The sequence below is a fragment of the Azohydromonas sp. genome, from assembly GCF_035325925.1.
Classification (GTDB): Bacteria; Pseudomonadota; Gammaproteobacteria; order Burkholderiales; family Burkholderiaceae_C; genus Calidifontimicrobium.
In genome coordinates, this window is record NZ_DAOKZA010000060.1 from 1 (window position 1) to 6,402 (window position 6,402).

A 6,402-nucleotide genomic window follows, 5' to 3' on the forward strand; every position below is an offset into this window, starting at 1 on the left:
GGTGATCATCCTCGAGACGATCGCGGTGGTGCTGACGGCGCGCGGGTCGCGTTGACCGCGGCAGGTGGCTGGCCGGCGCCGCAACGCGTGCGCGGCGGCGCCCGCGACGCGTCGCCCGATGTCGCGGACGCGTATGATCCTGCCGGTCGATTTCGTGGAGCGGCCGCATGCCACGCACCGTCGCCGACCTCGACGCCGTGGCCCTGCGGCTCGGCGCCGATGAGCGCACCCATCTGGTCGACAGGCTGCTTGCAGGCCTGCCCGTGGATCCCGACGTCGCGCACGACGGGTCGGCCGAGGCGCTGCGCCGTGCACGCGAACTCGAATCCGGCGCGGCGGAGGCCGTACCGCTCGACGATGCCGTCTCGCGTGCCTGGGCCGTCATGCGATGATCGTGCGGGCGCACCCGTCGGCCGAGCCGGAACTCGTCGACGGCGTCGCCCACGACGTGACGGTGGCCGGGAGGAGGCTCGGCGAGCCCTTCCTCGCCGAGTTCGAGCGCTGCGTGGCGCCGCCGCGTGCTCCGCCCTCAATCGGTTCGCCGTGGGAACGGGCGTTGCGCCGGTTGCGCAGGTTGCGCCTGCGGCGATTCCGGTCCAGCATCGACTGCACGGTGACCAGCGAAGCCTTGTACATCGTGGCCCTGGCGCACGACCGCCGGCGCCCCGGCCACCGGCGGGCGCGCACGTAGCGCGCGCGCCCGGCACGCGGCCTGCGGCGCCCCGACAGCGGGTCGCTGCACTCGCCGGACCGGCCCCATGAACACCGCCGCCGACCTCACCGGCTACGGCTTCGCCGTGGCGGCGCTGCTGTACGCCGCCTACGCGGCGCACCTGCTGCGCGACGTGCGGCGCGACCGGCTGCCGGCGTCGTGGCCGTTCGTCGGCGCGGTGGTGGCCAGCGCGCTGTGGGGCGCGGTGGGCGTGGTCGAGGTCTGGGTCACCGGCGACGCCACGGCGCCGTCGATCGTCGCGGCCGACCTGCTGCGCCACGCGCTGTGGTTCGTGTTCCTGCTCGGCGCGACGAGCGCGCCCGCGGCCGGCGTCGCCGCGTGGCGCCGCTTCGGCGCGACGGGGCTGGCGGCCGCGGCGCTGATCGCCGCGGTGGTGGCCTTGCTGGCGGCCGCCGCGGTGCACCCGCCCGCGCTGGCGTGGCGCGAGCGCTTCGAGCCGCTGCTGCTGCTCGGCCTGGCGGTGCTCGGGCTGCTGCTGGTCGAGCAGCTGTTGCGCAACCTGCCCGAGGACTCTCGCTGGAGCGCCAAGCCGCTGTGCCTGGCGCTGGGCCTGGTGTTCGTGTTCGACCTGTTCCTGTGGTCGCAGGCGGTGCTGTTCACCGAGCTCGACAGCGACGCGCTGGCGGTGCGCGGCGCGGTGCACGCGCTGGCGGTGCCGCTGCTGTTCGTCGCGTCGATGCGCCACGCGAACCGCGCCGCGAGGCTGAAGGTCTCGCGCGAGGCGGCGTTCCACTCGGCCACGCTGCTGCTGGCCGGCGCCTACCTGCTGTTCATGTCGGCGGTGGGCTACTACGTGCGCTACACCGGCGGCGAGTGGGGGCGCGCGCTGCAGATCGCGCTGCTGGTGGCGGCGCTGGCCGGGCTGGCGGTGCTGGCGGTGTCGGGCACGGTGCGCGCGCGGCTGCGCGTGTTCCTCGCCAAGCACCTGTTCCACTACCGCTACGACTACCGCAAGGAGTGGCTGCAGTTCACGTCGCGGCTGACGGCCACCACGTCGCCGCAGCAGCTGGGCACCTCGGTGGTCCACGGGCTGGCCGACCTGGTCGAGAGCCCCGCCGGCACGCTGTGGCTGCGCACCGCCGACGGCACCGCGTTCGTCAACGCCGGCGGCTGGAACATGCCGGCCAGCGCCTCGCGCGACGGCGCCGAATCGCCGTTCGCGGCGTTCCTGGCCGAACGCGGCTGGATCGTCGACCTCGACGAGCTGCGCCGCGACCCCGCGCGCTACGACCACGTCGAGCCGCCCGCCGGCGTGCGCGCCGCGCCGCAGGCCTGGCTGGTGGTGCCGCTGATCGTCGGCGACGCGCTGACGGGCTACGTGGTGCTGGCGCAGCCGCGCACGCCGCTGGATCTCGACTGGGAAGTCACCGACCTGCTGAAGACCGCCGCGCGCCAGGCCGCGGCATTCCTCGCGCAGGTGCAGGCCACCGAGGCGCTGCTCGAGGCGCGCAAGTTCGACGCCTTCAACCGCATGTCGGCCTTCGTCGTGCACGACCTGAAAAACATCGTGACACAACTCTCGCTGCTGCTGAAGAACGCCCAGCGCCACCGCGACAACCCCGAGTTCCAGCAGGATATGCTGGCCACCGTCGAGAACTCGCTCGACAAGATGCGCCAGCTGATGCTGCAGCTGCGCGAGGGCCAGGCCCCGGCCGCCGGCCGGCCCAGCGGCGTCGACCTGGCGCCGATCGCCGAGCGGCTGGCAACGATGGCGCGCGAGCGCGGGCGCGAGGTGGAGGTGAAGGTGGTCGACCGCGTGATGACCCGGGGGCACGAGGAGCGCGTCGAGCGCGTGCTCGGCCACCTGGTGCACAACGCGCTCGACGCCACGCGGCCCGACCAGCGCGTGTGGCTGACGCTGCAGCGCGCCAGCGGCCAGGCGCGCATCGAGGTGGGCGACACCGGGCACGGCATGTCGCCCGAGTTCGTCGCCCAGCGGCTGTTCAAACCGTTCAGTTCGACGAAAAGGACCGGCATGGGCATCGGCACCTTCGAGAGCTTCCAGTACGTGCAGGAACTGGGTGGCAAGATCGAGGTCCAGAGCGAGGAAGGCGTCGGCACGGTGATCACGCTGCTGATGCCCCTGTTCGACAGCGGCCACGACGACCGGCCCGCCGCCCTTCCCGCGTGATCTGTCCTGCCGTCTTCCGCGTGATCGCCGCCGCGCCCGCCACCCCGCCCGCCGCATGAGTGCCACCCGCCAGCCGCCGCTGCTGATCGTCGAGGACGACCTTGCGCTGCAGAAGCAGATCAAGTGGTCGCTCGACGGCTGGGAGGTGGTGACCGCGCACGACCGCGACGGCGCGCTGGTGGCGATGCGACGCCACGGCCCGGCGGTGGTGACGATGGACCTGGGGCTGCCGCCCGACCCCGACGCGACGTCGGAAGGCTTCAGGCTGCTCGAGCAGTTGCTCGACGCCGACCCGAACGTCAAGGTGATCGTGCTCACCGGCCAGAACGACCAGGCCAACGCGCTCAAGGCGATCGCGCTGGGCGCCTACGACTTCTTCGCCAAGCCGTTCGAGCCCGAGCTGCTGAACCTGACGATCGCGCGCGCCTACCGCGTGTGGGAGCTGCAGACCGAGAACCAGCGGCTGCAGCAGATGCACCAGCCCGACGCGCTCGCGGGGCTGGTCACGCGCGACGCGGCGATGCTGCGCCTGTGCCGCACGATCGAGAAGGTGGCGCCCAGCAACGCCACGGTGATGCTGCTCGGCGAGTCGGGCACCGGCAAGGAGGTGCTCGCGCAGGGGCTGCACGAGGCGAGCCGGCGCAAGGGCAAGTTCGTCGCGATCAACTGCGCGGCGATCCCCGAGAACCTGCTCGAGAGCGAGCTGTTCGGCTACGAGAAGGGCGCGTTCACCGGCGCCGCGAAGACCACGCCCGGCAAGATCGAGACCGCCGACGGCGGCACGCTGTTCCTCGACGAGATCGGCGACCTGCCGCTGCCGCTGCAGTCCAAGCTGCTGCGCTTCCTGCAGGAGCGCAAGGTCGAGCGCCTGGGCGGCCGGCAGGAGATTGCGATCGACGTGCGCGTGGTCTGCGCGACGCACCAGGACCTGCAGGGGCAGATCCGCGACGGCCGCTTCCGCGAGGACCTGTACTACCGGCTGGCCGAGATCGTCGTGGAGATCCCGCCGCTGCGCGACCGCCAGGGCGACGCGGTGCTGCTGGCGCACGCGTTCCTGCGCCGCTTCGCGCAGGAGCAGCGCCGCAGCCTGGCGTTCACCGACGAGGCGCTGACCGCGATCGACCGCCACGCCTGGCCGGGCAACGTGCGCCAGTTGCTCAACGTGGTCAAGCGCGCGGCGATCATGGCCGAGGGCAACCGCGTCGGCTGCGACGACCTCGGCCTACCCGTCGCCGCGACCGACCGCACCGGCGACGACCCCGACACGCTCGACCTGCGCACCGTGCGCGAGCGCGCCGAGCGCGCCGCGGTGATCGCCGCGCTGGCGCGCACCAACGACAACATCGCCAAGGCGGCCGAACTGCTCGGCGTCAGCCGCCCTACCCTGTACGACCTGCTGCACCGGCTCGCCATCAAGACCTGACCGGCGCGCCGCACCAGCCACGCACACCCACGGAAGTCCTGCCATGCGCACGCCCCGCCCCCTGATCGCCGCCGTCGCCGCCGCCGCGCTGCTCGCCGCCTGCGGCGGCGGCGACAGCCCCGAGACGCTGATCGCCTCGGCGCGCGAGTACATCGCGAAGAAGGACCACCCCGCAGCGATCATCCAGCTGAAGAACGCGCTGCAGAAGGACGTCAACTCGGCCGAGGCGCGGTTCCTGCTGGGCCAGTCGCTGCTGGCCAACGGCGACCCGGTGGGTGCCGCGGTCGAGTTGCGCAAGGCGCGCGACCTGAAGCACCCCGACGCGCAGGTCGTGCCGCTGCTGGCCGGCGCGATGCTGCAGCAGGGTCTGTTCAAGGCGGTCAACGACGAGTTCGAGGCGCTGGAGCTCGACGACCCGAAGGCGCAGGCCGACCTGAAGGTCGCGCTGGCGTCGGCGTACGCGGCGCGCGGGCTGTCGGAGCCCACCGAGAAGGCCGTGCAGGCGGCGCTGCAGGCGCAGCCCGAGCACGCCGGCGCACGCGTGTTCCAGGCGCGGCTGCTCGCCGGCAAGCGCGACTTCGAAGGGGCGATGAAGGTCGTCGACGAGGTCATCGCGCAGTTCCCGCAGGACGACGCGGCATGGAAGATCAAGGGCGACCTGGTGCAGTTCGCGCGCCGGGACGCCGAGGGCGCGCTGGCCGCGTTCCGCAAGGCCGTCGAGCTGAACCCGCGCAACCTCGAGGCGCACGCCGGCGCGCTGGCGATGCTGTTCGCGAGCAACGACGCCGAGAAGGTCAAGCCGCAGCTCGAGGCGCTGAAGAAGGTCTACCCGAAGCATCCTCAGACGCGCTACTTCGAGGCGCAGCTGGCGTTCCTGCAGCGCGACTTCGCGAAGGCCAAGGAACTGATCACGCCGCTGGCGCAGTCGGGCGGGAACAACGTGCGCGTGCTGCAGCTCGCAGGTGCGGTCGAGCTGCAGGCCGGCACCCCGGCGCAGGCCGAGAACTACCTGTCGAAGGCGCTGCAGATCGCCCCCGGCCTGCCGCTGGCGCGGCGGCTGCTGGCTCAAGCCTACCTGCGCACCGGGCAGTCCGACAAGGCGCTCGCGACGATCGAGCCGGCGCTGCGCGCCCCCAACGTCGACGCCGGTACCGTCGCGCTGGCCGCCGAGGCGAACCTGCTCGCCGGCAACACCAAGGAGGCCACCGAGCTATTCGCCCGCGCCGCCAAGCTCAACCCGAAGGACGTGCGCAGCCGCTCGGCGGTGGCGCTGGCCGAGATGTCGCGCGGCAACGTCGCCGACGGCTTCGAGCAGCTCGAGGAGCTCGCCGCGGAGGACAAGGCCGGCATCACCGCCGACATGGCGCTGATCAGCGCGCACCTGGTGCGCCGCGAGTTCGACGCCGCGCTGAAGGCGATCGACGCGCTGCAGAAGAAGCAGCCCGACAAGCCGCTGGCGCTGAACCTGCGCGCCCGCGTGCAGCTGGCGATGAAGCAGCCCGACGCGGCGCGCCGCAGCTTCGAGGAGGCGGTCAAGCTCGACGCGGCGTACTTCCCGGCGGCCGCGGGGCTGGCCGCGCTCGACCTGGCCGACCAGAAACCCGACGCGGCACGCCAGCGCTTCCAGGCGGTGCTGGCAAAGAACCCGAAGAGCGTGCCGGCGCTGCTCGGGCTGGCCGAACTCAGCGCACGCACCGGCGGCAGCAAGGACGAGGTCACCAAGCTGCTGACCGACGCAGTCAACGCCGCGCCCGACGCGGCGCGCGCGCGCGTGCTGCTGGTCGACCACCACCTGCGCAACAACCAGGTGCGCGAGGCGATGACGGTGGCGCAGGCCGGTGTCGCCGGCCAGCCGAACAACGCCGACCTGGTCGACGCGCTCGGCCGGGTACAACTCGCCGCCAACGACCACCAGCAGGCCGTGGCGAGCTTCAACAAGCTCGCCGGGATGGTGCCCAAGTCGGGGCTGCCGCACCTGCGGCTGGCCGCGGTGCGGCTGGCGATGAAGGACCAGGCGGCGGCGCGCCAGAGCCTGCAGCGTGCGCTGTCACTGTCGCCCAACCTGCTGCCGGCGCAGCAGCAGCTGATCGCGCTCGACATGGCGGCGAAGAAGCC

5 protein-coding genes are annotated in these 6,402 nt (G+C 72.7%); 4 read left to right on the top strand and 1 reads right to left on the bottom strand.

Annotation, left to right across the window (positions count from 1 at the left end):
- Positions 1-167 precede the first annotated feature (167 nt).
- Complete coding sequence (locus PKC53_RS16695; protein WP_324430652.1) at positions 168-392, top strand: addiction module protein; 225 nt, start codon at positions 168-170, stop codon at positions 390-392.
- Here the strand turns inward: PKC53_RS16695 and PKC53_RS16700 are convergent.
- On the bottom strand, positions 382-636 hold the full coding sequence (locus PKC53_RS16700) for a hypothetical protein (RefSeq protein WP_324430654.1): 255 nt from the start codon (positions 634-636) through the stop codon (positions 382-384). The two genes, PKC53_RS16695 and PKC53_RS16700, sit on opposite strands and share 11 nt — an antisense overlap.
- A 122-nt stretch (positions 637-758) precedes the next feature.
- Between PKC53_RS16700 and prsK the strand changes: the two genes are divergently transcribed.
- The 3 genes from prsK to prsT form a co-directional block, all read left to right on the top strand.
- Positions 759-2,864: an XrtA/PEP-CTERM system histidine kinase PrsK gene (gene prsK / locus PKC53_RS16705; RefSeq protein WP_324430656.1), complete on the top strand. Its 2,106-nt coding sequence runs from the start codon at positions 759-761 to the stop codon at positions 2,862-2,864.
- Positions 2,865-2,919: 55 nt separating this feature from the next.
- Entirely contained in the window at positions 2,920-4,287 is a 1,368-nt protein-coding gene (gene prsR / locus PKC53_RS16710; protein WP_324430658.1) for a PEP-CTERM-box response regulator transcription factor, read from the top strand.
- Positions 4,288-4,330: 43 nt separating this feature from the next.
- On the top strand, positions 4,331-6,402 hold a 2,072-nt coding region (prsT, locus tag PKC53_RS16715), incomplete at its 3' end, for an XrtA/PEP-CTERM system TPR-repeat protein PrsT (RefSeq protein ID WP_324430660.1).

Bases quoted from the DNA above. Each gene is read 5' to 3' on its own strand.
- PKC53_RS16695 (WP_324430652.1), top strand. From the start codon at position 168: ATGCCACGCACCGTCGCCGACCTCGACGCCGTGGCCCTGCGGCTCGGC.
- PKC53_RS16700 (WP_324430654.1), bottom strand. From the start codon at position 636: ATGTACAAGGCTTCGCTGGTCACCGTGCAGTCGATGCTGGACCGGAAT.
- prsK (WP_324430656.1), top strand. From the start codon at position 759: ATGAACACCGCCGCCGACCTCACCGGCTACGGCTTCGCCGTGGCGGCG.
- prsR (WP_324430658.1), top strand. From the start codon at position 2,920: ATGAGTGCCACCCGCCAGCCGCCGCTGCTGATCGTCGAGGACGACCTT.